This is a genomic window from Desulfofundulus sp. JL263-se, from assembly GCF_056316025.1.
Map to the genome: position 1 here is coordinate 2,606,971 of NZ_CM149993.1, position 23,882 is coordinate 2,630,852.

At 49.7% G+C, this 23,882-nt stretch carries 23 protein-coding genes and 2 tRNA genes; 3 read left to right on the plus strand and 22 right to left on the minus strand.

Features of this window, described 5'->3' with window-relative positions:
* Positions 1–166 precede the first annotated feature (166 nt).
* Both ACX4JR_RS13455 and ACX4JR_RS13460 read right to left on the minus strand, forming a co-directional pair.
* Positions 167–307 carry a hypothetical protein gene (locus ACX4JR_RS13455; RefSeq protein ID WP_476058536.1) on the minus strand — a complete coding sequence of 47 codons (141 nt, stop codon included), beginning with the start codon at positions 305–307 and terminating at the stop codon, positions 167–169.
* 2,255 nt (positions 308–2,562) lie between these two features.
* Entirely contained in the window at positions 2,563–3,447 is an 885-nt protein-coding gene (locus ACX4JR_RS13460; RefSeq protein ID WP_476058537.1) for a hypothetical protein, read from the minus strand.
* Between the two features lie 1,110 nt (positions 3,448–4,557).
* Between ACX4JR_RS13460 and ACX4JR_RS13465 the strand changes: the two genes are divergently transcribed.
* Both ACX4JR_RS13465 and ACX4JR_RS13470 read left to right on the plus strand, forming a co-directional pair.
* Positions 4,558–4,779 carry a helix-turn-helix domain-containing protein gene (locus ACX4JR_RS13465; protein ID WP_476058538.1) on the plus strand — a complete coding sequence of 74 codons (222 nt, stop codon included), beginning with the start codon at positions 4,558–4,560 and terminating at the stop codon, positions 4,777–4,779.
* Between the two features lie 233 nt (positions 4,780–5,012).
* Positions 5,013–6,056, plus strand: a complete 1,044-nt coding sequence (locus ACX4JR_RS13470; protein WP_476060568.1) for a tyrosine-type recombinase/integrase — start codon at positions 5,013–5,015, stop codon at positions 6,054–6,056.
* Between the two features lie 175 nt (positions 6,057–6,231).
* Here the strand turns inward: ACX4JR_RS13470 and ACX4JR_RS13475 are convergent.
* From ACX4JR_RS13475 to ACX4JR_RS13520, 10 genes are all read right to left on the minus strand, one after another.
* Positions 6,232–6,308 (minus strand) — tRNA-Arg (locus tag ACX4JR_RS13475).
* Positions 6,309–6,315: 7 nt separating this feature from the next.
* Positions 6,316–6,389: transfer RNA gene (locus ACX4JR_RS13480), tRNA-Gly, on the minus strand.
* 100 nt (positions 6,390–6,489) lie between these two features.
* Positions 6,490–6,957, minus strand: coding sequence for a metallophosphoesterase family protein (locus ACX4JR_RS13485; protein WP_476058539.1), 468 nt, complete (start codon positions 6,955–6,957; stop codon positions 6,490–6,492).
* 77 nt (positions 6,958–7,034) lie between these two features.
* A complete protein-coding gene (locus tag ACX4JR_RS13490; protein WP_476060569.1) occupies positions 7,035–7,628 on the minus strand; it encodes an XTP/dITP diphosphatase in 594 nt (197 codons plus the stop codon).
* A 5-nt stretch (positions 7,629–7,633) separates the two neighbouring features.
* Positions 7,634–8,341: a ribonuclease PH gene (rph, locus tag ACX4JR_RS13495; RefSeq protein ID WP_476060570.1), complete on the minus strand. Its 708-nt coding sequence runs from the start codon at positions 8,339–8,341 to the stop codon at positions 7,634–7,636.
* Between the two features lie 64 nt (positions 8,342–8,405).
* Positions 8,406–9,173, minus strand: a complete 768-nt coding sequence (locus tag ACX4JR_RS13500; RefSeq protein WP_476058540.1) for an MBL fold metallo-hydrolase — start codon at positions 9,171–9,173, stop codon at positions 8,406–8,408.
* Positions 9,174–9,191: 18 nt separating this feature from the next.
* The gene (locus ACX4JR_RS13505) at positions 9,192–9,959 is read right to left on the minus strand and encodes an acyl-CoA dehydratase activase (RefSeq protein ID WP_476058541.1); all 768 of its coding nucleotides are present in this window, start codon (positions 9,957–9,959) and stop codon (positions 9,192–9,194) included.
* Positions 9,960–9,965: 6 nt separating this feature from the next.
* Positions 9,966–10,886 carry a 2-hydroxyacyl-CoA dehydratase family protein gene (locus tag ACX4JR_RS13510; RefSeq protein ID WP_476060571.1) on the minus strand — a complete coding sequence of 307 codons (921 nt, stop codon included), beginning with the start codon at positions 10,884–10,886 and terminating at the stop codon, positions 9,966–9,968.
* Between the two features lie 308 nt (positions 10,887–11,194).
* A complete protein-coding gene (locus ACX4JR_RS13515) occupies positions 11,195–13,519 on the minus strand; it encodes an SH3 domain-containing protein (RefSeq protein ID WP_476058542.1) in 2,325 nt (774 codons plus the stop codon).
* A 267-nt stretch (positions 13,520–13,786) separates the two neighbouring features.
* Entirely contained in the window at positions 13,787–14,350 is a 564-nt protein-coding gene (locus ACX4JR_RS13520; RefSeq protein WP_476058543.1) for a GerMN domain-containing protein, read from the minus strand.
* Between the two features lie 94 nt (positions 14,351–14,444).
* Here ACX4JR_RS13520 and ACX4JR_RS13525 point away from each other — a divergent pair, with 94 nt between their 5' ends.
* The gene (locus ACX4JR_RS13525; RefSeq protein ID WP_476058544.1) at positions 14,445–15,395 is read left to right on the plus strand and encodes a L,D-transpeptidase family protein; all 951 of its coding nucleotides are present in this window, start codon (positions 14,445–14,447) and stop codon (positions 15,393–15,395) included.
* Positions 15,396–15,467: 72 nt separating this feature from the next.
* Here the strand turns inward: ACX4JR_RS13525 and ACX4JR_RS13530 are convergent, their stop codons facing one another.
* From ACX4JR_RS13530 to ACX4JR_RS13575, 10 genes are all read right to left on the minus strand, one after another.
* Positions 15,468–16,406 carry a quinate 5-dehydrogenase gene (locus ACX4JR_RS13530; RefSeq protein WP_476058545.1) on the minus strand — a complete coding sequence of 313 codons (939 nt, stop codon included), beginning with the start codon at positions 16,404–16,406 and terminating at the stop codon, positions 15,468–15,470.
* 58 nt (positions 16,407–16,464) lie between these two features.
* Positions 16,465–18,198 carry a phosphoenolpyruvate--protein phosphotransferase gene (ptsP, locus tag ACX4JR_RS13535; RefSeq protein ID WP_476058546.1) on the minus strand — a complete coding sequence of 578 codons (1,734 nt, stop codon included), beginning with the start codon at positions 18,196–18,198 and terminating at the stop codon, positions 16,465–16,467.
* 151 nt (positions 18,199–18,349) lie between these two features.
* The gene (locus ACX4JR_RS13540) at positions 18,350–18,709 is read right to left on the minus strand and encodes a phage holin, LLH family (RefSeq protein ID WP_476058547.1); all 360 of its coding nucleotides are present in this window, start codon (positions 18,707–18,709) and stop codon (positions 18,350–18,352) included.
* A 2-nt stretch (positions 18,710–18,711) separates the two neighbouring features.
* Entirely contained in the window at positions 18,712–19,512 is an 801-nt protein-coding gene (locus tag ACX4JR_RS13545; protein WP_476058548.1) for an N-acetylmuramoyl-L-alanine amidase, read from the minus strand.
* Complete coding sequence (locus ACX4JR_RS13550; protein ID WP_476058549.1) at positions 19,487–19,762, minus strand: hypothetical protein; 276 nt, start codon at positions 19,760–19,762, stop codon at positions 19,487–19,489. The genes ACX4JR_RS13545 and ACX4JR_RS13550 overlap by 26 nt, the downstream gene beginning before the upstream one ends.
* The gene (locus ACX4JR_RS13555; RefSeq protein WP_476058550.1) at positions 19,759–20,886 is read right to left on the minus strand and encodes a reverse transcriptase domain-containing protein; all 1,128 of its coding nucleotides are present in this window, start codon (positions 20,884–20,886) and stop codon (positions 19,759–19,761) included. The genes ACX4JR_RS13550 and ACX4JR_RS13555 overlap by 4 nt, the downstream gene beginning before the upstream one ends.
* 230 nt (positions 20,887–21,116) lie before the next feature.
* Positions 21,117–21,452, minus strand: a complete 336-nt coding sequence (gene avd / locus ACX4JR_RS13560) for a diversity-generating retroelement protein Avd (protein ID WP_476058551.1) — start codon at positions 21,450–21,452, stop codon at positions 21,117–21,119.
* Positions 21,453–21,517: 65 nt separating this feature from the next.
* Positions 21,518–23,065 (minus strand): formylglycine-generating enzyme family protein, encoded by a 1,548-nt coding sequence (locus ACX4JR_RS13565; protein ID WP_476058552.1) that lies wholly within the window; start codon positions 23,063–23,065, stop codon positions 21,518–21,520.
* Positions 23,066–23,434: a hypothetical protein gene (locus tag ACX4JR_RS13570; protein ID WP_476058553.1), complete on the minus strand. Its 369-nt coding sequence runs from the start codon at positions 23,432–23,434 to the stop codon at positions 23,066–23,068.
* A 12-nt stretch (positions 23,435–23,446) separates the two neighbouring features.
* Positions 23,447–23,875: a hypothetical protein gene (locus ACX4JR_RS13575; RefSeq protein ID WP_476058554.1), complete on the minus strand. Its 429-nt coding sequence runs from the start codon at positions 23,873–23,875 to the stop codon at positions 23,447–23,449.
* Positions 23,876–23,882: the final 7 nt, after the last annotated feature.

Here is a 23,882-nt window from a genome sequence, read left to right on the forward strand (position 1 = left end):
ATACGGTGCTAACCAAGAAAACAGACTTAAGAAGGTTTAAAATAGCCTGCCCGGAGCGAAGTTGCCCAACTAACTTAATACAACCTGGAGCAGGTACCTTCTCTATTTAACAACATCATCGGCAGCATCTTATCTTAGGCCGGTAAAGCGTTGTCCGTGGAGCTGACTACCCGCTTACGAAAACTTCAACCAGGCTACGACTTATGTGGTCACGTTGATACCTGGCAATATCCACTGGAAAATGAAGTAAGATAGTAATGCAGGATATGGCCGTGGTCACTGGCAAGAGTATAACCAATTTAGCCAATGGCCTGTATCAGGTTATATCGACCTTCGATAATATAGTCAATATAACCCAAATCATGAAAATTAACGCTAAGGTTGCCGCTACGAATATGACCATTACCCACCAACGACATTAACTTGACTTCGGCAGCGACCAAAGGTTATGGGGATGTATAGGCTATTACCATGCATAAAGTAGCCGATCTGATCTTCCAGACAATAAAGCTGGGCCAGATAACCCTCACGGAGCTGGCAGCTAGCATGGGCCGGATAATCCCGCTGGCCCAGAGCTGGTCGTAAACTACGAGACACTGTTTGGCGAAATGGCCACCCTCAGCGGGATTAAGGGCTCTGCTACAGAAGTCAACATCTAGTTCCAAGTTGTGCTACAGGGACTGATACTGCCGACAAAGAAAATATAGGAGGCATTACGGCTGCTGAGTGCGGAGACCGGCAAATAACTGATTCAGATCTGCGGACTTGGCAATGACCTGTAGCCAGGTTCGCCCTTTTGAAGCGTCCTTGGCCATGCCGGTGGTCACATTATAGTTGTATAACAGTACCCTAGGATTTCTTCACTATTCTGCCCTGGCAAAAAATGGGCAAGAAGGTTCTCTTGAGCAACTGCTACAGCCAGTGCGACGCCACGGAGATTCTAGGTAACAATATTAACAGCACTGTCCTTAACTACGTCTCATGCTGTTATAACAGTATCCTGTTATCCTGCTATAGCAGCATCCTGTGATTCTGCTATGCTATCATGCAAGCTGCGCTGCTATTTATCATTACAGGATCCTGTTATACTGTTATCCAGTGATACTGCCATATCTGCATCCTGGGATACTGTTGTGTTGTTACCCTGTGATACTGCTATAACAGAATCCTGTGATGTTGTTATAGCAGTATCCTGCTGTCCTGGGATACTGTCATCCTATGACAGGAATTCTATAGTTGTGACCAACCGGCTGATTATCCCTGTGACTGCCTGAAGAAGTCCGGAACCTCAGACTAAATTACCTCTGCACTAGGTAGGCTTACTACTTACACCAAAATAACTAGAGAGATTGGTAGCAATATAACAGGATAACAGTATAAAAGTATAAAAGTATAAAAGCATAATAAAATGAACCTGAGGACAGCAGCCAAAGTAAAGCAATATCATTCGACAGCCTGTCCCCCTCTATCGAATATTGAGGCCACCATAGCAACCCTAGTCCTGACCAGCTCTCAGATCGAACCTTCCTGACCAAAGAAGAACCATACGACAGGCCACCGGAGCCATGAATAAACCTTCCGTAAAGTAACGGAGGACAGCGCCGGGGGCACACCATGGTACTGTTAAGGAAGGGGCCAATGGTAGTGGCGCAGTGATATCTGCTCTTATGGCTACATCCCGCTGATTTGAATCCATTGAGAAGGCAACAATTTAATACCGGCTGCTGTCAACCCGCTGCTGGTAATTCTTTGCTCACTGGCCAGGGCTGCTTTAAACTGATTAACCTGTTGAATTTGTTCCTATCTTAGGCCAAGAATCTTAGGCCAAGAAGCTGGCCGTGGGCTGTCGGCGGCATATCGGCTCCCATGCTCGTGGCAGTGGCAGCCAGGAACACTAATGGCGGCAGGCGTACTCCTTTACTTTCAAGCTGATTATTAACCTGTCAATATTCCTGTAGTAGACCGTAAGCGGTAGTGGTAACCTTAAGTCTAATTTAAGGACTTCGACCCGGAATCCCCGCTTGGCCAATGGAGGTCAAGGTATTAAGGCTGTTACTTAACCAGGCCATTCTGGCAATCGGACCGATCTACATTTCACGATCTCCGAAGGTTTCGTAACCAGGGCCTGGCGGGATTAACCTAATAGGCTGCCGCCATTGAAATAGTTCATCACCCAGTACAGCAGCCCTTGATCAATACCGGCATGATACTCATTTAATTGACCATCTAAACCACTTATTTCCATTTAAAAGTTACCGATGGTAAGGCACCGTCCCGTCATTGGCCTGTAGTTATCGCCGTACGTATTTTCCAGGCATCTGCCAGTAAAGATATATTGGCTGCAGGTGCCTACCCTACTACATAAAAGGCTGCTGCGTAAAGTCAATTCGGGAACCTGTAATTGTGATTGCCAGCAGGGTGCGAGGTATTGCGACCGGCAATACCCCGTACCCACTAGGTTGGTGGTGTCTATCGAGTAAAGGTTCAGTAGGTCGCTGGTTTTGGCTTAAGTTTACCGGCAACAACCAGGTATTGTTATTTCCAGAGTGACCTTCCCTTTTGTTATTGCCAATATGTAGATGCCCAGCAAATATTAGGCTGTTGAATATGTCGTTGTGGGGGTAAATTATATGGGAGACATTGTTTTCTCAGTTGTGGAACCCAGGGGACGCTTTCCCGGAGCTTGTATTCGTGTTCAGCCGTAATTTGGCCGGGTACTATGAAGCCTTTCTCTAATTCATAATCAAATGCAGCAGCAGCCAGGAACAAAGCCAACTTTAACTGACCAAGTAACCGGATTATAATCTCCATAGCCAGGTAGGTGTTAATGGTATAACAGTAACAACTACTATACTCCTCCGCATGAGGCGCATAAATTGCAGCAGCATTAATAACTACCGGCTTCGTATCTATAGGATCATTATTAATAACAGGATCATTAATAATATCGACAGGATTACTAATACCTCTGTTAGCAAGTACGGGGTTCTTTCGTTCAGTAACGTCAGAAGTAGTGGCAGTTTCGGGAATACTCGACTTTGTGAAATCACCTCGAGCTGGTAATTGCCGTTTTATCATTCTTCCAGAGGCCTGTGCTGGAATGTATTCATTTATAAGGTGGTAGTAATGGTGTTGGTTCTTAATCTCCTTAATCTTCACATGACCAATACGTTCTTCCCACCACTTCTTAATATAATCAATAATGGTATAACCTGGGCAGGCTTGGATAACAAGGTGAGCATGAATAGCTACGACTTCACCTGAATGAGGGTTTTCTTTAGAAACACCACCATTAAACTCGTACTCCCAATTGCGCCTCTTACCGTAATCCCGCAAGGCACAATCCAATGCATTAATCCTACTTTTTACCCATTTTACATCTACGTCCGGATGCCTGTTAGGGTCTATTGATAAGATTAAGTGCTTCAATGTCCGCTTACGCTTCATAACGCTTCACCTCTCAAAATGGATACCCGCAAAGTTCGAAACCAGGATTACATTACATGTCCTGCGCATTTGCCAATATATAATACCTTTCATAACTAATAATTGCTCACAACAATGAAAAAACCCGGATAACCTACCCGGGTTGCGGTACATAATAAACCTTTTGCCCCAGCCCTACGACCTTCCCATTTCTTGGGCATGGTTTTATGTAACATGTAACATTATTAACAGAACATATATTTGGTTAGCTGAGCTCTATAAATTATCTTAACCAATAAATAGCCCTGGTATTGGTGAGCTATTATATTACCTAATTAATGCCAAATTTTGATACTCTTACCATTATCTTTAAAAGTCAAAGATAGTGAATTATCGTAAAAACCTTGGGAGAGAAACTATCTCCCTTCATCAGCTTTATAGCATATGCTTACGGCGGCCCAACATAAATGAGGGCCGCCGTATAATGTTCATAAAGGGTGGGAAAAAACAAGGATGGATTTCCGGCCCCCTAAGTTTTCAAGAAGGCATATTTATAAATGATGAAATTGCCTGAAGACCACCTATCCATCACCCAAAGTCCAGCCCAACATTTTTCCACTATGTCCGGGATTAGAGCACCGCAAGTTATTACTTGAGACGAGCTAGAAAGAAATGCCCAACAGCTCTACCATAATCTCAAGCATTTCCCACCATGTGGCTGTAAAGGTATGGTTTTTTGGTTACTAGCACCATTAAATTCAACTTAATAAAGGAAATTCAAAACAATAATGCTAAAGCTAAAGGTAGGACAAGGGATATTCTTTCTGCAACTGTTGGATACCACGTTTTCCCATACCAACATTGTCCAGAAAACTGGGGGTAATATACTATCTAAGTATAAGTACCCCAGGGAGTAAAAATATTAAAAACTTTGACATTAATTTTGAAGGAAAATTCGCTAATTAATGTCAATACCTATAACGAGAGCCAGGGAGAGATTCAGTTACCGGCACTATGGACCAAAAGCAGCAGGATCTAACTCCCTAGCACCAGGACCTCAAGATTAATAAATATTACTGCTACCGTAAAAACGGAGGTCATTATATAAAGCTTTTAAATGAGGTAAATTCTATGGCAGAAACAATGAACGCTGCGCAGGTAGCAGAATATCTTAAAATCTCTAAATGGCTGGTTTACGAACTAGCCAAAAGAAAAGAGCTCCCGCATATTCGTCTCGGTAACCGCATTCTCTTTCGAAAATCTACAATCGATGCATGGCTCCAATCCTTAGAGAATGAAAGTACTAAGAAAATAACAACTGATATAGGCCGACTCAGGAAAATCCAAGCGTAATTATTAACCTACCGGGTTGTCCATCTGACAACCTGGCTTTTTTGTTGGTAACAACAAGTTGCATTTTCCTAAGAGAAAGGGGGATTAAAATGGCAGGGTCAATTGAAAAGCGCGGTAAAAATTCCTGGCGGCTGGTCGTTTCCGGTGGGAGGGGACCGGACGGCAAGAGAATAAAATATACCAAAACCATCAAAGCCAGTAGCCGGCGCCAAGCAGAGAGGGAATTGGCTAAAATGGTTGCAGAAATTGAAAAAGGTCTATATGTTGAACCTTCTAAGCAAACTCTGGCAGAATTCCTCCGTTACTGGTATAAAGAATATGCTGAGAAACAAACTGCACCCAGAACACATGCACGCTACTTACAATTAATTGAAAAAAGGATTATCCCGGCTCTGGGTCATCTCAAACTGGAAAAGCTAAGACCATTACATTTGATAAAGTTTTATAACTCACTACAGGAAGACGGGGCCAGACAAGACGGTAAAAAAGGTGGATTATCACCAACAACAATTACACAAATTCACAGGATTATACATAAGGCTTTACAATGTGCTTTAGAGTGGCAGATCATCCCTCGTAATGTTGCCGATGCAGTAAAACCGCCGCGAAAAGCAAAAAAGGAAATGGCTTTCCTTTCCGAACAAGAAACCATAACTATGCTGGAAGCCGCCAGCAAGGAAAGTCTACAATACTATGTATTATTACAACTGGCTGTTGGAACTGGGCTACGTAGGGGTGAACTATTAGGTCTACGTTGGCAGGATATTGATTGGGAAAATAATACTCTAACGGTGAATCAGACCAGCCAGTACTTGCCGGGCCGGGGGATATTCTTCAAAGAACCAAAATCAAAGACTTCGCGCCGGGTCGTAACAGTTCCCATGCCTGTAATGGATTCTTTGAAGAAACTGAAGGCAGATCAAGCAAAGCGAAAACTACAATTGGCTGATATATGGGTGGATAGTGGATTAGTTTTTACTACCTGGAACGGTGCTCCGATACATCCTGATACTATATCAAGCTGGTTTCCTAAATTTATGGAAAAGCACGGCCTGCCTAAATTACCCTTCCACGGCTTGCGTCATACCTCAGCCATTCTCCTGCTTTTAAAAGGAGTTCATATGAAGGTAATTTCCGGGCGGTTGGGACATTCATCAATAGGCATTACGGCTGATACTTATAGCCACATCGCCAAGTCTCTGGACCAGGAGGCAGCAAACAAAATGGAAGACCTATTTCTAACTAATGATATTACAACTAAAAAGAAAAAGGCATAATTAAAGCCAGGATCTCTACTCCTGGCTTTTACATTTCTATAGTATAGTCCGTTGATATCCTTAAGGAACTTTAGAAAAAGCAAAGGTGTCCCCAATTTGTCCCCAATTCGCTAATTCTGCCAACTTCGCTATAAATCGAAAACGCCGCAAACCCTTGCGGCGTCTGGCCTTTTTCTGGCCTCCCGGGAGGGATTCGAACCCCCGACCGACGGATTAGAAGTCCGTTGCTCTATCCAGCTGAGCTACCGGGAGATAAAAATGGAGCGGGTGATGGGAATCGAACCCACGCGACTGGCTTGGAAGGCCAGGGCTCTACCATTGAGCTACACCCGCCCGCAGGAAATCAGTTCTCCTTTTGCGACAGCACTAATATTATACATAATAATCGGGCCGGCGTCAAAGGTTTTTATATTCCTTTTTTAGCCACGGACATTTAAATGTAAAAAATATGTCCCTCTATTTCGGAATCGATCACCAGCAAACCATAGCTGGGCCTTTGGCCGGGCCTGGGGCGGGAAATGCTGCCCGGGTTGAAAAGTAAAATTCCTTCCATAGTTTCATTTAAGGGTACATGGGTGTGGCCAAAAACCACCGCATCCACTTCTTCCTGGCAGGCCCGGTAAAATACCCTCTGGTACGAGGTCTTTACCCCCAGCTGGTGGCCGTGAGCAAGCAGGATTTTCTTACCCCCCAGGTATAACAGTTCTTCTTCCGGCCCCGCCCCAGGAGGGTCACAGTTCCCGGCTACCCCCTGAACCGGAACACCTGCCACCGCAGCCAAGCCACGGGCGTCCCGGAAAAAATCCCCCGCGTGCAGGATTAGATCCGCCCGCTCCATCTTGATAACTGTTAGGGCAGCATCGAGCTTACCGTGGGTGTCGCTAAAAACCAGTATACGCAAAAAATTATCACTCCAACTCTAACCTCATTTCACTTTACCATTATAAAAACCCTCAATCAGTGATTTCAACCGGCAAACTAACCTGCCCACCTGGCTAAAAATTCCCTGGCCGCACGCAAGGCCTTTCCCCGGTGGCTAATTTGGTTTTTAGTGTCCCGGTCTAGCTCGGCAAAGGTTTTCCCGTATTCCGGGTAATAAAAGAGGGGGTCATAGCCGAAACCTTCTTTCCCCCGGGGCTCGGTGGTAATTATTCCTTCACATGTGCCCTCGGCGGTTTTTACTTCCCCGTCGGGAGTAGCTATGGCCACCACGCACCGGAAGCGGGCAGTACGCTTTTCCCAGGGGACCCCTTCTAAAAGTTTTAAAAGTTTCTCATTATTGGCCTTGCTGTTCCCGTGTTCCCCGGCAAAGCGGGCTGAGTAAACCCCCGGCGCGCCGCCCAGGTAATCCACTTCCAGCCCGGAATCGTCTGCCATGGCTAACTCTCCTGTTGCTGCAGCAATCTCCCTGGCTTTTTTTACGGCGTTTTCCCAAAAGGTATTCCCGTCCTCTTCCACCTCCGGAACACCGGGATATTCCGCCAGGGAAACCACTTCAAAATCCATGGATTTTAACATATCCTGCAGTTCACGCACTTTTCCCTGGTTTTTTGTTGCCAGCACCAGGCGCAACAATCTCACCCCTTTATTAGTTCCGCCATTTCTCCTAGCACTTCCCGCTGGTAATCCACCAGTTTTTTTATACCCTCCTCAGCTAGGTCCAGCATCCGGTTTACCTCATCCCGGTTAAAGGAGGCCTCCTCTCCCGTTCCCTGTATTTCCACGAATTTACCGGCGCCCGTCATTACAATGTTCATATCAACTTCCGCAGCGGAATCCTCTGCATAACACAGGTCCAGTATTATCTGGTCCCCAACCCTGCCCACACTGACGGCAGCCACGAAATCCCGCAGGGGCATTTTTTCAATTTCCCCGCTCCGCACCATCTTCCCCAGGGCGTCGGCCAGGGCAACAAAGGCCCCAGTTATGGAGGCCGTGCGTGTTCCCCCGTCGGCCTGAATAACGTCGCAATCCAAAATCACCGTTCGCTCCCCCAGGGCCTCCAAATCGGTAACAGCACGCAGGGAGCGCCCAATAAGTCTTTGTATTTCCTGGGTCCTGCCGCTTACCCTGCCCCGTACCGCCTCACGGGCTTTACGCACCTCGGTGCTCCGGGGCAACATGGAGTATTCCGCGGTCATCCAGCCTTTCCCCTCATCCTTGAGCCACACGGGCACCTTATCTTCAACACTGGCGGTGCAAATTACTTTAGTATCGCCTACCTCTATTAAAACTGAACCTTCAGCGTATTTGGTATAATTTCTTTTAATGTTTACCGGTCTCATTTCCCCGGGTTTTCTGCCATCAGGCCTATCCACAATAAATACCTCCTCACTTTTTAGATCATTATCAAATCCGGTAACTTTTGTTTTCAACAGCCGGCTCCACCGGGCCGCCGTACCCCTCCCCGGCCTGGCGCACCAGTTCCTCCACCCGGTATTCGGGCCAAAAATGAGTGATAACAAACCTTTTTACCCCGGCCCGCCGGGCCAATTCCCCGGCCTGGCGGGCCGTATGGTGCACCCCCGACAGGTACTCGATGTCCTGTTCCAGCCCGCTTCCTTCACTTAAGTAAATATCCGCCCCTTCGGCCAGGACCGCCAGGTCGTCATTGGGAGCGCAGTCCCCGGAAAATACAATTCTTCCCTTATCTCCTTGAATGGAAACGGCGTATCCCGGAACGCCGTGGGGCACCGGGAGAAAATTCAAGGACACACCTTTTATTTCCGCCCGACGCATCTCTAATCCCCTTATTTTTTCCCGGGGCAGTTTTTCATAGGAAACAATATCCAGCCCGGCTTTCTCCCGGAGAGAATTAAAGATTTCCACAGGTTCCCCGGGCATATATACCTTAAGGGGCCCGTCACGGCCCTTTTCCCTTATGGCCCCCTCCATGGCGTGGCGCAGGCAATATATGTCCGCATAATGGTCCGGGTGGAGGTGGGAAAGTACCAGGACATCTAATCTTCTGAAATCAATATGCCTGCACAGGTTACTGAAAGAACCGTTCCCCGCCTCCAGCATTATATTTACGTCTCCCGCCTGCACCAGGTAACCGGAACAGGCCCCTCCGGCCCGCGGGTACGGAGCCCAGCAGCCCAACACCGTAAGGCGCATAAAAAATCACCCTTTCTTTTATCCGTCCCTGGCCGTCAAGCAGCACCCCACTGCCCCGGCATATTCGGGATTATCAGGTACTATTACTTCTACCTTAAGTTCTTCGCCGATTATGCGGCGAAGGGCCTGGCTGCGGGCCACCCCCCCGGTAAAAACCACTTTATCGGACTTTAATTTGACCAGCATGGGCCTTACCCGCTTAAAAATAGTATAATTTACCCCGGCAGCCAGGGATTCCAGGGAATAGCCCTCTACAATTTTCCCCACCAGCTCGGTTTCGCCGAAAATGGCACAAGTAGACGCCAAATCCACGGGATTTTTGTAATACATGCTCAGTTCATCCAGGGTTATGTCCAAAACTGCGGCCATATTTTCCAAGTATCTGCCTGTGCTGGCGGCACATTTATCATTGGTTTGAAAGTCCATTAATTTCCCCCTGCGAACAAGGGCCACCTTGCTGTCCTGTCCTCCCAGGTCCAGCAAGGTAAAATCCTTAAGGCCTGTCTGGTAAATGGCCCCCAATACGTGGGCCTTTATTTCCGGAATAGCCCTGGCACCCTTAAGCTTCACGGTCTGCCGGCCGTAGCCCGTGCTGACCACATTTTTTACCTGCCCGGCCCCTACATTCAAAAGACCCCCGAGGTCAACGGTAAGACTGCCGTTTTCCAGCCTTCCCCGCTCCCGGTAAAACTTTATTGTATCAAAGGTAAAAAATTTCATCATTTCCCGTTCATCCATAAGGGCAACCTTTACATTGCGGCTGCCCAGGTCCACGCCGCACCACAATCTCCCTCACCTCAGCATTTCCACGAAGGCATCTAGTCTCATTTTTGTACGGGCATCCAGGCGGTTGGGCTTATCCCCTTCCAGGGTCAGCACAGGCAGGTTAATCCTTTGCCGCACAATTAAATCTTCAATTTGCCGGAAACAAAAACTCTGGGCATAATGAATAAGCCCGTCCAGCTGCCTTTTTTCACATTCCCGCAAAATATCCTCCAACCGGTAAAAAATACCGTAGGGATACGAATATAACCTGTACTGTTCCACTAAATCACCGGTATCGAAAGGCATGGTAAACTGGCGCTGAACTTCATTATACACCACCCGGGCCCCCAGCTCTTCCAGGTAATCGTAGAGATCGTCCATAATGGGGGGCACTCCTATGTAGCCCAGGCGCACCTCACCATTTTTAGGAGTTCTTTTCCTGATATTATTCAGGAATTCATCCACCCGGGCCCCGAAGCCTTCCGGATCACCCTCGAAATCACTGCAATTAATCTGGTAAAGGTGGTTATCCCAGCCACTGACCAGGTTCTCCTTCCAGGTTAGCTCATCCAGTTTCCAAACCTTTCTCCTTATCCTGTCCAGGCGCTCCTTTTGCTCATATACTTCTCTCCAGCCCACGCCAAAATACTTCATTAGTTTTTCCAGCTGCAGGCGCAGCAGATCCGGGTCCCGGTCAAAGGGATACGCAAAGGGAACCACTTCCACCCCGACCAGCTCCAGGGTTTCCATCAGGGCATGAGTATTGCTGCAATCTCCCTGGGTAACCGCAATTAAAATTTCTATATCCCCGCTGTTTATAACGGTGCTGTAGATCCCTTTTATCCAGGCGCATACATTGCGGGGATACCCGGCAAGCTCGGCCTCCTCAACCATCGCATGGGGATTTTCTCCGGTTATAAACACATTATTTAAATCCACCGGCACCATTCCGGCAGCATAAACAACTTCCACCGGAATGGTAGTGGTAATTCCAACTTTTGTCGCCAATGTTATCCCCCCGGAAAAAGTTTTGCCATAATACCCTTTATTTCCTGCAAGAGCGAGCCAATTCCCGCTGAACAATATTACTGCCCCAAATTGTGGAAAGGAAGGGATAAAGGAGGTTTTCATTAGCCGTAGTTTCCCTGGTTTTCCCCGGAAGCCGCTTGTTATATAAATTTGCTATTAGCTTTCCATATCAGGAAAAAAATATTAAAAAACACCGCCGAAACATCCTTGGCGGTGTTTTATCACTTTTAAGAAGCCTTAAGGGCAAAATAATTGCTGATTCCCTTAACTACGGCCTCAGCCGCCTTAGCCTTATAGGCATCCTGCCTTAAGAGCCTTTCCTCCTCGGGGTTGGAGATGAAGGAAACTTCAACCAAAACAGCGGGCATGGTTGCCGTGCTCAAAACCACAAAATTGGCTTGTAATACACCAAGGTCCCGCCGGCCCAGGGCCTGCAGCAATGCAGAATGTACTTGCTCTGCCAGCAGCCTGTTATCGGCCTGGGAAACTCCCGTGCCGGCAACGTTATCGCGCCGGTAATAGGTGCTGGTACCTTGCTTTTCAGGACTGGGATTGGCGTTCATGTGTATACTTACGAAAATTTCGGCCCCTGCCCGCCTGGCAATCTCCACCCGCTCTTCCAAGCCTACAAAGGTATCAGTTGATCTCGTCAAAATTACCCTGGCACCGTTTTGGCGCAACAAGTGGGCGGCAAGCAGAGCCACGTCCAAATTGACATCCTTTTCTTGTAATCCGGTCGGGCCCTTGGCCCCGGGATCATATCCCCCGTGCCCGGGATCAATGGCAACAACCCTGTCCTTTAAAGATTCACCCAGCCTGGGAACATATATTTCCACTAAAAGTTCCTTACCCCCGTTATTTTGCTTGGCAGAAAACATTACAGAATCCTTTACATCAAATACCAGGCGCACGGTATCAGGGTTTTTGCTAAACCAACCGGTGCGCAACTTACTTACCAGCTTACTGTTTACATCTATCTCTTTCGGGACATCCCCGGGCCTAATTCCCTTTAAGTCAACCACCAGCCGGTCAGGATTCGTCAAGGTAAAAATGCTATGCTCCATGGCTGCTGTCGCCGTAATGGTTACCACGGTACGGCCACCGGCTTCCCGTATAGTCAGCTTTGCCAGGCGGGGACCGGTGTCTTGGCTTGCATCCCCTTCCCGGCCGTCACCGTTGGCCGGGTCACCGCCATTGGACTGGTCATCTCCGGAGTTATTGTCCGGATGCCCGCTGCCGGGATAATTTCCGGGTTCTTGCCGGTTATCCTCTTGCTGCCGGTTTTGCGATTGCTCTTGCTCCGGTACGGAAGCTGAAGCAGTGTCCACGTTGACCAGCCAACCAGCTATCCAGCCAATGATACCACGGGACAATTGAACCTTATACCACTCTCCGGCTTTTTCCAGGATATTCATGCGCTCCCCGCGGCTCACCTGTGTTACCACCTGGTGATTTGTACCCGGCCCGCCACGGACGTTAACATTATCCGCACGGACAACTGCTTCCCCGGTTACCGGCGCAGCCTGATTTTGGGCAACCTCCTTTACTTCCACCAGCCAGCCGGCCACCCAGCCTGTCCCCCCTCCGGGCAGCTTAACCTCGTACCACCCGCTGGAAGCAGCTGTAACGGGCAGCCGGTCGCCTTGTTTCACCCGGCCCACTATGGCATTTGACGTGCCCGGCCCGCTGCGCACGTTCAAAATACTGGCTTTAACTATTGCCTGCCTGGCCGTGCCCCCGGTACTGAAACCGGGCTGACTGCCCCCCGGTGCAGCAACTTCCTTTACTTCCACCAGCCAGCCGGCCACCCAGCCTGTCCCCCCTCCGGGCAGCTTAACCTCGTACCACCCGCTGGAAGCAGCTGTAACGGGCAGCCGGTCGCCTTGTTTCACCCGGCCCACTACGGCATTGGATGTGCCCGGCCCGCTGCGCACGTTCAAAATACTGGCTTTAACTATTGCCTGCCTGGCCGTGCCCCCGGTACTGAAACCGGGCTGACTGCCTCCCGGTGCAGCAACTTCCTTTACTTCCACCAGCCAGCCGGCCACCCAACCTGTCCCCCCTCCGGGCAGCTTAACCTCGTACCACCCGCTGGAAGCAGCTGTAACGGGCAGCCGGTCGCCTTGTTTCACCCGGCCCACTATGGCATTTGACGTGCCCGGCCCGCTGCGCACGTTCAAAATACTGGCTTTAACTATTGCCTGCCTGGCCGTGCCCCCGGTACTGAAACCGAGCTGACTGCCTCCCGGTGCAGCAACTTCCTTTACTTCCACCAGCCAGCCGGCCACCCAGCCGGCTTTACCGCTGGCCAGGCGAACTTTATACCAGTCTCCTTCCCGTCCCAGTACCGGCAGGCGGTATCCTCTTTCAACCTGGCCCAGTATACCGTATTGCGGACCCGGGCCGCTACGGACATTTAATACCGTGGTATTTACCACTGCCTCTGATGCTGCCGCACCCTGGCCGGAATAGCCCAATAAAAAAAACAACCCTATAATTACAGCCATTAGCCATCCAATGTTACCCCAGGATATCTTCCTTGCTGTCTTCATGGCCAAACTCCTTTTCTTTTTTAAATGGTTTTATCAATCAAGGAAGTACCCTCCTTACAATTCAACACTTTCTATGGAATTCCTTTGCTAATCGACTATTTCAAACATTTACCACCTCGCTCCCTAAATGGAATTGCAGAAATTTCCTACAAAATTAGACTAAATACCACCCCAAAAGGTTCCAGGGTACCACACACAAAATTAAGGCCGGGGCTCCCAGGCGAGAGCGCCGGTAACATAACAAAAAAATACCCCCTCACGGGGAGATTAACTTTTTAGCATATCGGGATTTCTTTCCAGGGGAATACTCAAATCCAAGTGCCCGGCCAGGGTTTGTACCCGCTGCCCCTCTACCAGTATGACTACTTTTTCCACACTGGGAAACTGGGTAAGGGTATTTACTATTGAATAAACCGTAATCAGTTCACCCGAAGACCCCCCCGGGTGGTTTTCAACCAGCTCCTTTGAAAAATCCACCGTACAGAGGCCATCCCTAATGTTTATGTCCAGCAAGCGAGTTCCCCGGGGCATAGTAGGCAATAACCCTTCAGATTCAGGCCCCTTACACAATTCCTCCATGGTTTTACGGGCAATACCTGCTACCTTGGGCACTTCCCGCCGTTCGGGAACCAGGTAGCCTTCAGCGCCGGCAAAATAAAGTACCACTGTGGTGGTTTCTTCACCCGTTATCTTTTCATCTCCGGCTTTACTAGGATTAGCGGGATTCCGCCTTGCCCCCTGCTCCTCACCGGCGGAATTGGACGGGGTAGCAGAACATCCGATAAAGAAAAAGACCAGTAATAGAGCTGCTCCCAGAACAAATTTTTTCATTAACCATCCCTCCTGCCGGGTTGTCCAGTTTATTTAATATATATGAGCCCGGCAGGGTAAAATATGTTTACATGCTGTTGATTTTTTCGGGAAGGTGATAAGTATCAAACGGGCTTTGCAGATTTCCATTTTTATCACTGTTCTGTGCTCAGCCGGAATTTTAATAATGATACCGCCGGCCCGGGCAAAGTGCCCGGCCTGCACATCACTCACTAAACCGGTACGCGACCTCGCCCTGGACACTCCCAATATCTGCGGTGTAGATGTTCTTAGGTTGCAAGAGGAATTAAAACAATTGAGTTTTTATAAAGGAAAGCTGGACGGGGTTTTCGGTCCCGAAACGAAACAAGCGGTTGTTCTTTTTCAAAAGGCCAATGAATTAAAACCTGACGGAGTGGTAGGGCCGGTTACCAGGAGGACCCTGGAAAACTCGGTATATGATCTGGCAATAAGAAATGAAGTTCCGCCACCAAAAGGCAAAGTGGATATTTTAATAGATACCAGGCGTTGCCTCCTTATCGTTTTATCAAATGGTGAACCTTACCGCCAATACAGCGTAGCCGTTGGGAAACCCAAAACCCCCACGCCCATAGGAAATTGGCAAGTACAGAGAAAAGCCTTGAATTGGGGAACCGGCTTTGGTACCCGCTGGATTGGCCTGACGGTTCCCTGGGGAATATACGGCATTCATGGCACCAATAAACCCTACAGCATAGGAAGTTATGCCAGTCACGGGTGTATACGTATGCATAACAGAAATGTGGAAGAAATTTACCCGTGGGTCAAGAAAGAAACCCGTATAATTATAATTGGTAATCCCTTTACCTATAGGAGTCCTAATTTCCGAATAATGCGCCATAACGAAAGGGGTTCCGACGTTATGGAAACCCAAAGACTTTTAAAGCGGCACGGTTATTACACGGGGCCCATAGACGGGATATGGGGTAATGGCATGGAAGAAGCGGTTATTAAATTCAGAAAGGATAAAGGTATGAGATATGATAATGCCGTAGATTCTGAAGTATATAAGGCCCTGGGAATATAACTTATGGCCGGTGCTCCGGCTTAACAAATAAATATAAAGGCAGGCAGCGTTAAATGCTGCCTGCCTTATGTTTCACGCGGTACCCTCTTCCACTTCTTCCTGCAGCATAATGATTTGCGGCTTAAAATCAAGTTTATCCAGCATTTCCTTGTATTCGCCCGCGGTAATTTCCTCCCAAGGCTTCCCCGCCAGGGCCACCAAAACGCCTTCCATGACGTTGGTCCCGAAAGAACGCCCGTTAAGCACCGGCGTCGTTGTAATCAATGTTGATACACCCCGGTCTTTTAAAAACTTGACATCATCCCGGGTAGTGGTATTGGTAACGATTACTTTTCCATTAAGTCTTGGAGGAAAATATTTTTTAATGTAGTGAAAATCCCCGGCTATAATGTCGGCATCATAATAATAACTGGCAAATTTTTTCGCCCTGGACTCATTTTGTTTATCCTGTTTTTTTCCTGTTGGATATAACATGCTAAACGGTAAGCGGCATATTATGGGAAGCAATTTTCTTCCCAGGCTTTTCAGCTTTTGTACCGATTTTATGGGATAAGGAATGCCGACCGCAAATATCAGGTCCCCGAAGGTCATATCGCAACCGGCCTCGGAAAAGGCCTCGGCCATGCCGAAGCGGTCCACGGCACTTACCATGAGTACTCTGGTACCGGGCTTAATGAGGTTTGTTTCCCTGAGCAAGTAACATACAGTTTCCCGCTCCAATGTATTTTTCAGGCCACTGCCGTCCACCACCGGGGTGGTCTTAGCAGCCCGCATCAATTTCAGGCCATCGGCAAAAGCATAGCGCTTTTCACCCGCATAAATATAAACATCAATTCCGCCAAGCCCTATGGCATCCACCTTGCCATCCAACTCTTTTATAAGGCTGATAGCCTTCTTAAAATCACCGTCCGTTCCCTGGCGGCTTATTTCAAAACTCTCCCCCGCCAGTTCCACCTGCACCCGGTGATTCCGCCTGGAAGAACCAAGACTTACGCTAACTACGCGTTTCAAAATAAGACCTCCTAACCGGCTGCAATTAGCACTTCCTTACCATTTTAACCAAATCAAGCTAGAAATACAAGCGGCGGGCATACATCTGTTCTTCCAGGAGCTGCTTAACCTCTTCCGGACTTATTTTTTGCAGTGACTCTTTGGCCACATTTCGGGCATCCTTAAGAGTTATGGCCCTGATGACCTTTTTCACTTCCGGGATGGCACCGGCGGCACAGCTGAACTGCTGAACTCCCAAGCCCAGCCAGAGCATGGTGGTCAATGGCTCGGCGGCCACTTCACCGCATATGGCCACGGGCTTTTTGGCTTCCCTGGCAACATCTACTACATGCTTTACCAGGCGCAATACCGCCGGGTGGAGGGCCTGGTCCACCTTACTGGCGTCACTCATCCTATCTACGGCCAGGGTATATTGAACCAAATCATTTGTCCCGATACTGAAAAAGTCTACTTCCCGGGAAAATAATTCAGCCATCAAGGCAGCTGAAGGTACTTCTACTAAAAGCCCTACCTTAATGTTTTTGTCATATGCCGCACCCCGTTCGTCCAATTCTTTTTTTGCTTCATCCAGCAGCGCCTTTGCCCGGCGAAGTTCCTCTATACGGCTAACCATGGGAAACATTACCTTTACCTGGCCAAGGACACTGACCCTTAAAATGCTCCGCAACTGGGTTTTAAAAATATCTTCAAAACTCAGCGACAGTCTTATCCCCCGGCACCCGAGGAAGGGATTGGGCTCATAATGGGCCGGGCCACACCATACCCTTTCCCCTTCCCACATATCCAGGGTCCGCACTATCACGGGGCGCCCCTTCATTTTTTTAACCACCGAGGCATAAAATTGGTATTGTTCCTCTTCATCCGGAGCCTCTTCCCGGCCCATGAAAATATGCTCGGTACGCAGCAAGCCAATGCCCTCCGCCCCTTGGGGCAGGGCACAATCAACTTCTCCCACATGGTATACGTTAACCAGCATCTCCACCCGGTGGCCGTCTTGGGTAACGGCAGGAAGATCATGCAGGAATTGCAGTTCCTGCTTATAGGCCCTGTAGGTTTTCAACCGATCTTGATAGTCTGCCAGGGTACCGGCGTCGGGGTTAACAATCAGCCTGCCGTTACTGCCGTCCACTATTACCAAGTCGTCATTTTTTAACTGGTCAATGAATTCCCCTATACTAACCACTGCGGGTACATCCAGGGAGCGGGCCAATATGGCCGCGGTGGACGTGCGGCTGCCGCTTTCGGTGGCAAAGCCCTTAATTTTTGAACGGTCCAGGTGCACTATATCCGCCATGGTAACGTCCCTTGCAACCACCACCGCATCCTCTTTTAATTGGGGCACAGGGGTCCATGACTCGCCCAGCAAAATTTTTAGCAGCCTGCACCCCACATCCCGGTAATCCGCCCAGCGCTCCCGTATATGCTCATCTTCGGATTCACGATAAAACTTTATAAAGTGGGAGAGGGCCTCTGCAACGGCAGCCTCAACATTAACCCCCTCCCTTATTAAATCCGCTATTTCACTTTCCAGGGAAGGGTCTTCCAGCACCATTAGCTGGGCCTGGAATATACCCGCCCGGTCCCTTCCGAACTCCGAGACAGCCCGGGAATATATGCCAGACAACTCTGAATGGCACTGGCTAATTGCCCTGTGCAGTTTGCCCAGTTCCCTTGCCACCTCGTCTTCACTAACGGTCCTTTTTTCCACCGGGAGTTTCTCCGGCTTAAAAATAAAAGCCTTCCCTATGGCAATACCCGGGGCCCCTCCTATTCCCTTAATGTAGCTTCTCACGTTCGGTAAGAATTTTTCTCACAAAAGATGAGAAAAATTGTCTTGAATAAATTTACGCTGATGAAAAAACTGCTTAGCTAAGCTACTTGCAAAATTTGCTTGTAGCTTGCCAAGCAGTTTTTCTCTACTATACCCTCTCACCCTGAGTAAATCAAGCGTTAATCGCCTTTGCCCACTCCTCGCCTAACTTGTCTTTAAATGCTCGGAGGGTTGCTTCGACAAGCCCTTTAATTTCATCCGGCGTCATGTTGATACCCAATTCCTTGGCCCGTGCCGCCAGCCACTCGGCAGCCTTCTGATATTTTGCTTCCCCGTGGATATCCTTATAGACCTGTTCAACAAACCGTACCGCTAAGCCGGCCAGTTCTTGTTTTGTGGCCAGTTCGGCCTCAATCCTTTTCATGCCCTCTACGCCCAGTCGTTTTCGTAACCAGGCCACAGCATATCCAGCAGCGATGGTGGCCAGCAGGATCAGCGCGTCATAAAGCACCTGTACTAACAGGTCATGCATCTTTAAGCCCTCCTCTCAAGTTCAGCAATACGCTGTTCTAATGCAGCGATCTTAGCATCCAGCTTCTTATAGGCCCGCAAAGTGACCACTACGCCTTGCGCCCGCGTCATGCCCTCATCCGGGGCAAAAGCGCCATCACCCTTACCCGACACCAAACCCAGTTTAGCGGCTTCCTCCACGACGTCTTTAGCCCAGTGACCCGCCATATCGCGAAACATCCTGGTTTCCTCCTTTCTTTGCATTGCCCGCTTCACATCGGCTTTAAACTTTTCCCACCCTCCGACGGCCGACGAAAATCCATATGCCGTCGCAGTCTCATCAACCACGAAAAACCTGGGGCAGTCCTTCCAGGTAATGTCATAGTGCCGCCACAGGCGGTCAATTCCCCAGTCATGCCGGCGTAGAATGTCCGCCGCAAGCGACACGGCGTTTTGGTAGGTTTTAACGAAATCACCGTCCCTGTTTACGCATATTTCGACACCAATAGTGCAGTTATTGGGATAACTGGATAACCGCCTCAGCGCGGCGGGCGCGTACAGCCTAGCCCCTACATGGTAGGCCATTTCATCCTCGGGTATACATTGGATAACCTGGCGATCATCTACTACATAATGGGCCGAAACCTTATTCTGTGGGTGGTTCTCAAAATAGTTCCTGTTGGCCACCGCATCCGCACCCGCCTCTGTATTAGCGGTCCAGTGAATAACCAGGGCCTTGGGCCGTATTTTCCGACCTGGGCGGCCTCCCCGGCCAGGAGTAAGCAGCATCTCCATAAGCTTATATTCTCGGGCTACTGTCGTCACGGTCATCCCTCCTTTCATATTCCGGAATACGCATCCGTTTTAGAGGCGGCAGGTCAGAAACGGTTTTACCGCCCAGCACCAAAAGCAGGGGGTACGTCAACACCTGGAAGAAGTCCACTTGATTGCCGCTCAGGGTGGCCGTTAGGGCGTATTTATAAGCTGTATATAGCCACGGGGGAAGCGTGACCCAAATAACGACATCGGCTATTGACAACCCGTCAGAGTCATTCCAAAAACCCTTTATCTTCACCGTTTTCGCCCCCGCACAAACGAAACACTGTCGAAAAGTTTTTGTCTGAACCTATAGCTATCCGCATGTTTAGCGTGGCCCAGCCAGCTTTGCACAGTAGCGTTAATTCGGTCAAAGCCGATTTTGCCCTCGCTGTAGAGCTTCTGGAAGTGTTTTAGCGCTCGTTTAATCCGCTTGGTACTCCTTTTCCGCAAAAGCCTGTGGTCCGGCCAAATACGGTACCCCAAAAAGTCCACTCCGTGAGAAATAGGGAAAATCCCTGTCTTGCCGTTCAGATGCAAACCCAGCTTGTCGTCAAGGAAAGCTTCGACCTCTCTTTTTATCTGCCACAATTCGGCCTTGTTACCGCCGATGATTACGAAGTCGTCCATGTATCGGACGTAGAACTTGACCCGAAGGACCTCTTTGATAAAGTGATCAAGCTGGTCAAGATAGACGTTGGCCCATAACTGGCTAGTCAGGTTTCCGATCGGCAGCCCCCTCGGGTCAGGGTCGTTCGTATCAACCCAACTAGAGAGAATTTCTTGGATCAGCCATAAGGTATCTTCGCAGGCAATGGTCCTCCTGATAATCGCCAGCAGTGTACTGTGCCGGACAGAGGGAAAATATTGGCTGATGTCGCACTTCAGGCAATAAGGCTTTGGCCATAACCTTGTAGCCCGCCTGAGAAATTCCGTTACTCTGTCCGCGCCAGCGTGGGTTCCCTTACCCACCCGGCAGGCGTAACTGTCGAAGATAAACTTCCGCTCAAATAGAGGCTCAATCACGTTACATAGAGCATGTTGCAGAACCCTATCCCTAAAGGGCAAGGCGGCTACCTGCCTTATTTTGGGGTCATACACATAGAAGCGCCGGTAAGTACCGGTCCTGTAAGTCTTCCAAATAAGCTCATTTTGGAGTTGGATTAACTCGCTCTCCAGGTTATTGGTGAAGACGAGGACCTGATGTTCGTACCGATGGCCACGTCTTGCTTTTATGTATGCTTCATATAAATTTTCAAAGTCGTAGATCTGCAGATATAAATTCTTATAGGTCCTCATCTTCATCACTCCCTGGGCCTGGCTCCGGCTTTCGTTCCCTACTGGCCGGGACAGGCGTTTTTTGTTTTTTTGCCGGCCGGACAAGCCGGCGCGACAAGGACCCGGGCTCCTTTGCCTGAGGCACTGGACGACAACCCGTGAGTTGCCGCCTTCGGGCCAAGGTCAGGCAGAGCGGCGCGGAAGCCGATGTTGATGTTCGCGTTCGACGGCGGATTGTTCAGGTTCAATGCAAAGCCCGCACGCGCGTTCGACCCATTGTTCCAGTTCCCACCGCGGAGAGCGGCCCGTACATAACAGCCCGGACCCTAAAAGTGCTATCTCCTGTTAATAGACTTCATCCAGCCTCCAAGCATACGCCCCAACTCGTTCAGATGTCCGGCCCATATTTCGTACTTTCGGAAAGGAAGAAAACCGAGTTCCATCGCTACCCGAACGTAGGACCGGAGGATGTCCAGCTCGATGTCTATCTCCTGCATGACAGTCTTTTTATGGTACCGTTTATTGGCGGTAATAATTAACCGCAGGAGCTGGAACATAGAGCGCTTGATGTCAGCAGCAAGCGTATGCTTTTCGGACTTGGGAAACTGCCTCAGAGCCAAATACCCGTACACAATCATGTCTTCACACTTCTGTTTTATCTTCAACTCCATGGTTATTCCCCATTACAGCCTCGCTATCGCTCGGCTTCCAGATTTTCAGTAATCAGATTTCAGATTTACAGGGACAAAGCGGCGCGGAAGCCGAGGCTGATGCTCGCGAGCGACGGCGGATAGTGCAGGGCCAATGCAAAGCCCGCACGCGCGGACGACCCAATGTGCCAGACCCCACCGCGGAGAGCGGCCCGTACATCATAGTTACGCAGCCAGAAACCGTCCTTCCATTCCTCATTCCCACCGCTAGAAACCGTGGCCGGGAGCGCCATAGCAGCTATTTCTGCCTCTGTCCGCAGGGTCACGAATTTTGCGTATTGATAGGCGCCGTAAGTTCCCGTCGTTGCAGCGTTGTAATTGCCCATTTGTGGAGAGATACGGGCAAAAGCTGTTCCGTCTGCATGTGCCGCCGGCGTGGAGCCGTTGGCACCGCGGCTAACCGTTAAACTTTGGCCGCTGACGCCGGTCACCTCAAGCTGTTCGTTCTCGACCTGGAGAATATCTCCTACCTGCGGACTGGCCCCTCCCGGGCCAAGCACCAGGTCGGTATAGTCAAAAGTCGCCGGGTCAGTAGTATTGTTGAGGCCGTCGCCACTGACTTTGGCGCTGTACCCCCCCGGTATGACGCAGTACTTGTTAATTTGCTGGACAGGCGTACCATTGGGATGTACCCCGGCTGTTGTACCGTTCACGCCCCGCTGACAGCTTGTCAGCGTGACGGTGCCATCACCGTTGTCGACGAGACTGCCGTATATGATGTATTCAGCGGGGTAGACAGTGGTACCATCGGTAGTCTCCTCGATATAGACAAGCCCGTTGCTAGCCGGCCAATACTCCAGGTCCTCTACGCTGCCCAGCACAATGGCCGTATCAGTGGCAGTAATGCCGTCGGCATCACTGATGGCCGCGGTTTTGACCGCTTCGTACACACTGGCATTGATCAGAAAGTCCACCCACTCCCAGACGTTGCCGACAATATCGAAGACGCCATTGGCCATTCCGTTATGGGACCAGGAGATGGGGCCGGAGCCCGTAAGTACCCGGGCCATGTCGCGCCCATAGCTAGCAGCGTAACCGTCGGTGAGGGGGTCCTCGATGCCGTAATACTCAAAGCTGTCCGGATCGCGGTAATCCCGGCCCCAATAATTGTTGCCCCTGATATCGTGCCCCAGGAGCTTGACCAAGAACGCAATAGCGGCCCATTCTTTCATGGTTACCAGGTGACAAGACCGTCCGTTAATCTTACGATTTGCACAGGCGATTTTGGCATTATCCCAGTTTATATCAGTCCAGGGCACCACACCCTGTTGTGAAACGGCTGCCGTTAGGCCGGGACTATTTGCACTGGTACTCCCGCGACTTTCCGAAGTAGCATCCGGCTGGCTGCAGGGATATTTGTCGATCAAAAACCCGCCAAGCAACGAGTCTTGGGGCGGGAAAGCTCCGTCATCCCATATTCCCGCGGGCACCCGGAACTTTGGCACATATATCATTTTTGAAACGACCGTTGTCCCGGTACCGTCGGCCTTGGAGTTATGCACCACATCGACCTCACGGGTACCGGCAGCAATCCGGTCGCGCAGGGCCGCCAGAGAAAGCTTAGACACGTTCATCTACTTCACCTCCGGAAGGGAAAATACCGTAATGTCGACTTCGTGCAGGTTTAGAGGCCTTTCAACCATCTCAGTCATATCTTGGCCGTGTTCATCCACCTGGCCCGTTGGTACGCTGTCGAACCGTCTTTCAGGGAGAACCGCCTCCGCCAGGAGCCAGAAGTGGTTCCGGAAACGCTCCGTGTTCAGACTGCCGTCTTTTTCTAGGTATAGGCGAAACGGTCCGCCCTGGAAAGGCGTGAGGTCCACGATTCCGCCGCTACACTGTCCCCCGGGGAAGCCGAAGGGGGCTACTACTAGACGGCTAGGAACGGCCTCGTCAATGGTAATCGCCTCGTTGGGCTTGTCGGGGTTATGCTGAACTATCATCCTCTTACCTCCTTATGTCATGAGCTGATACCGGAAACTGCCGGTGAACCCGCCCGTGTTGTATATGGTAAAAGCATTGCTGGCCTTGCTGATGTATACGTCTCCAAGATCGCCCTGAGTATCCTCCAAAGGAGTCACGTTCACTATATAGTTGGTATGACCCAGGCTATGGGTGATGGTCCGCCCATCTGTGCTGTTGAAGGTGCTCTCACCCTGCAGGGTCTGGGTCTCCAGGGCATCGAGCCTGGCATCCAGACTCGCGTACCCTCCTCGGGCGGTTTCGACCTCGCTCTTTGTGGCATCAATCTCGTTCTTAAGATATACGTCATTATTGATCAGATCTTGGTGAATTGGGTCCCAGGTGCTGGGTGCCGCGGGATCGGTTTCCTCAAGTTTGCGTACCCTGTCCTTCCAGGCGATTTGCCCCACCAAATCAGCCATTTACTTT

Bases quoted from the DNA above. Each gene is read 5' to 3' on its own strand.
- ACX4JR_RS13460 (WP_476058537.1), bottom strand. From the start codon at position 3,447: ATGAAGCGTAAGCGGACATTGAAGCACTTAATCTTATCAATAGACCCT.
- ACX4JR_RS13465 (WP_476058538.1), top strand. From the start codon at position 4,558: ATGGCAGAAACAATGAACGCTGCGCAGGTAGCAGAATATCTTAAAATC.
- ACX4JR_RS13470 (WP_476060568.1), top strand. From the start codon at position 5,013: ATGGTTGCAGAAATTGAAAAAGGTCTATATGTTGAACCTTCTAAGCAA.
- rph (WP_476060570.1), bottom strand. From the start codon at position 8,341: ATGAGACCGGTAAACATTAAAAGAAATTATACCAAATACGCTGAAGGT.
- ACX4JR_RS13500 (WP_476058540.1), bottom strand. From the start codon at position 9,173: ATGCGCCTTACGGTGTTGGGCTGCTGGGCTCCGTACCCGCGGGCCGGA.
- ACX4JR_RS13510 (WP_476060571.1), bottom strand. From the start codon at position 10,886: ATGGTGCCGGTGGATTTAAATAATGTGTTTATAACCGGAGAAAATCCC.
- ACX4JR_RS13515 (WP_476058542.1), bottom strand. From the start codon at position 13,519: ATGAAGACAGCAAGGAAGATATCCTGGGGTAACATTGGATGGCTAATG.
- ACX4JR_RS13520 (WP_476058543.1), bottom strand. From the start codon at position 14,350: ATGAAAAAATTTGTTCTGGGAGCAGCTCTATTACTGGTCTTTTTCTTT.
- ACX4JR_RS13540 (WP_476058547.1), bottom strand. From the start codon at position 18,709: ATGCATGACCTGTTAGTACAGGTGCTTTATGACGCGCTGATCCTGCTG.
- avd (WP_476058551.1), bottom strand. From the start codon at position 21,452: ATGGAGTTGAAGATAAAACAGAAGTGTGAAGACATGATTGTGTACGGG.
- ACX4JR_RS13565 (WP_476058552.1), bottom strand. From the start codon at position 23,065: ATGAACGTGTCTAAGCTTTCTCTGGCGGCCCTGCGCGACCGGATTGCT.
- ACX4JR_RS13570 (WP_476058553.1), bottom strand. From the start codon at position 23,434: ATGATAGTTCAGCATAACCCCGACAAGCCCAACGAGGCGATTACCATT.
- ACX4JR_RS13575 (WP_476058554.1), bottom strand. From the start codon at position 23,875: ATGGCTGATTTGGTGGGGCAAATCGCCTGGAAGGACAGGGTACGCAAA.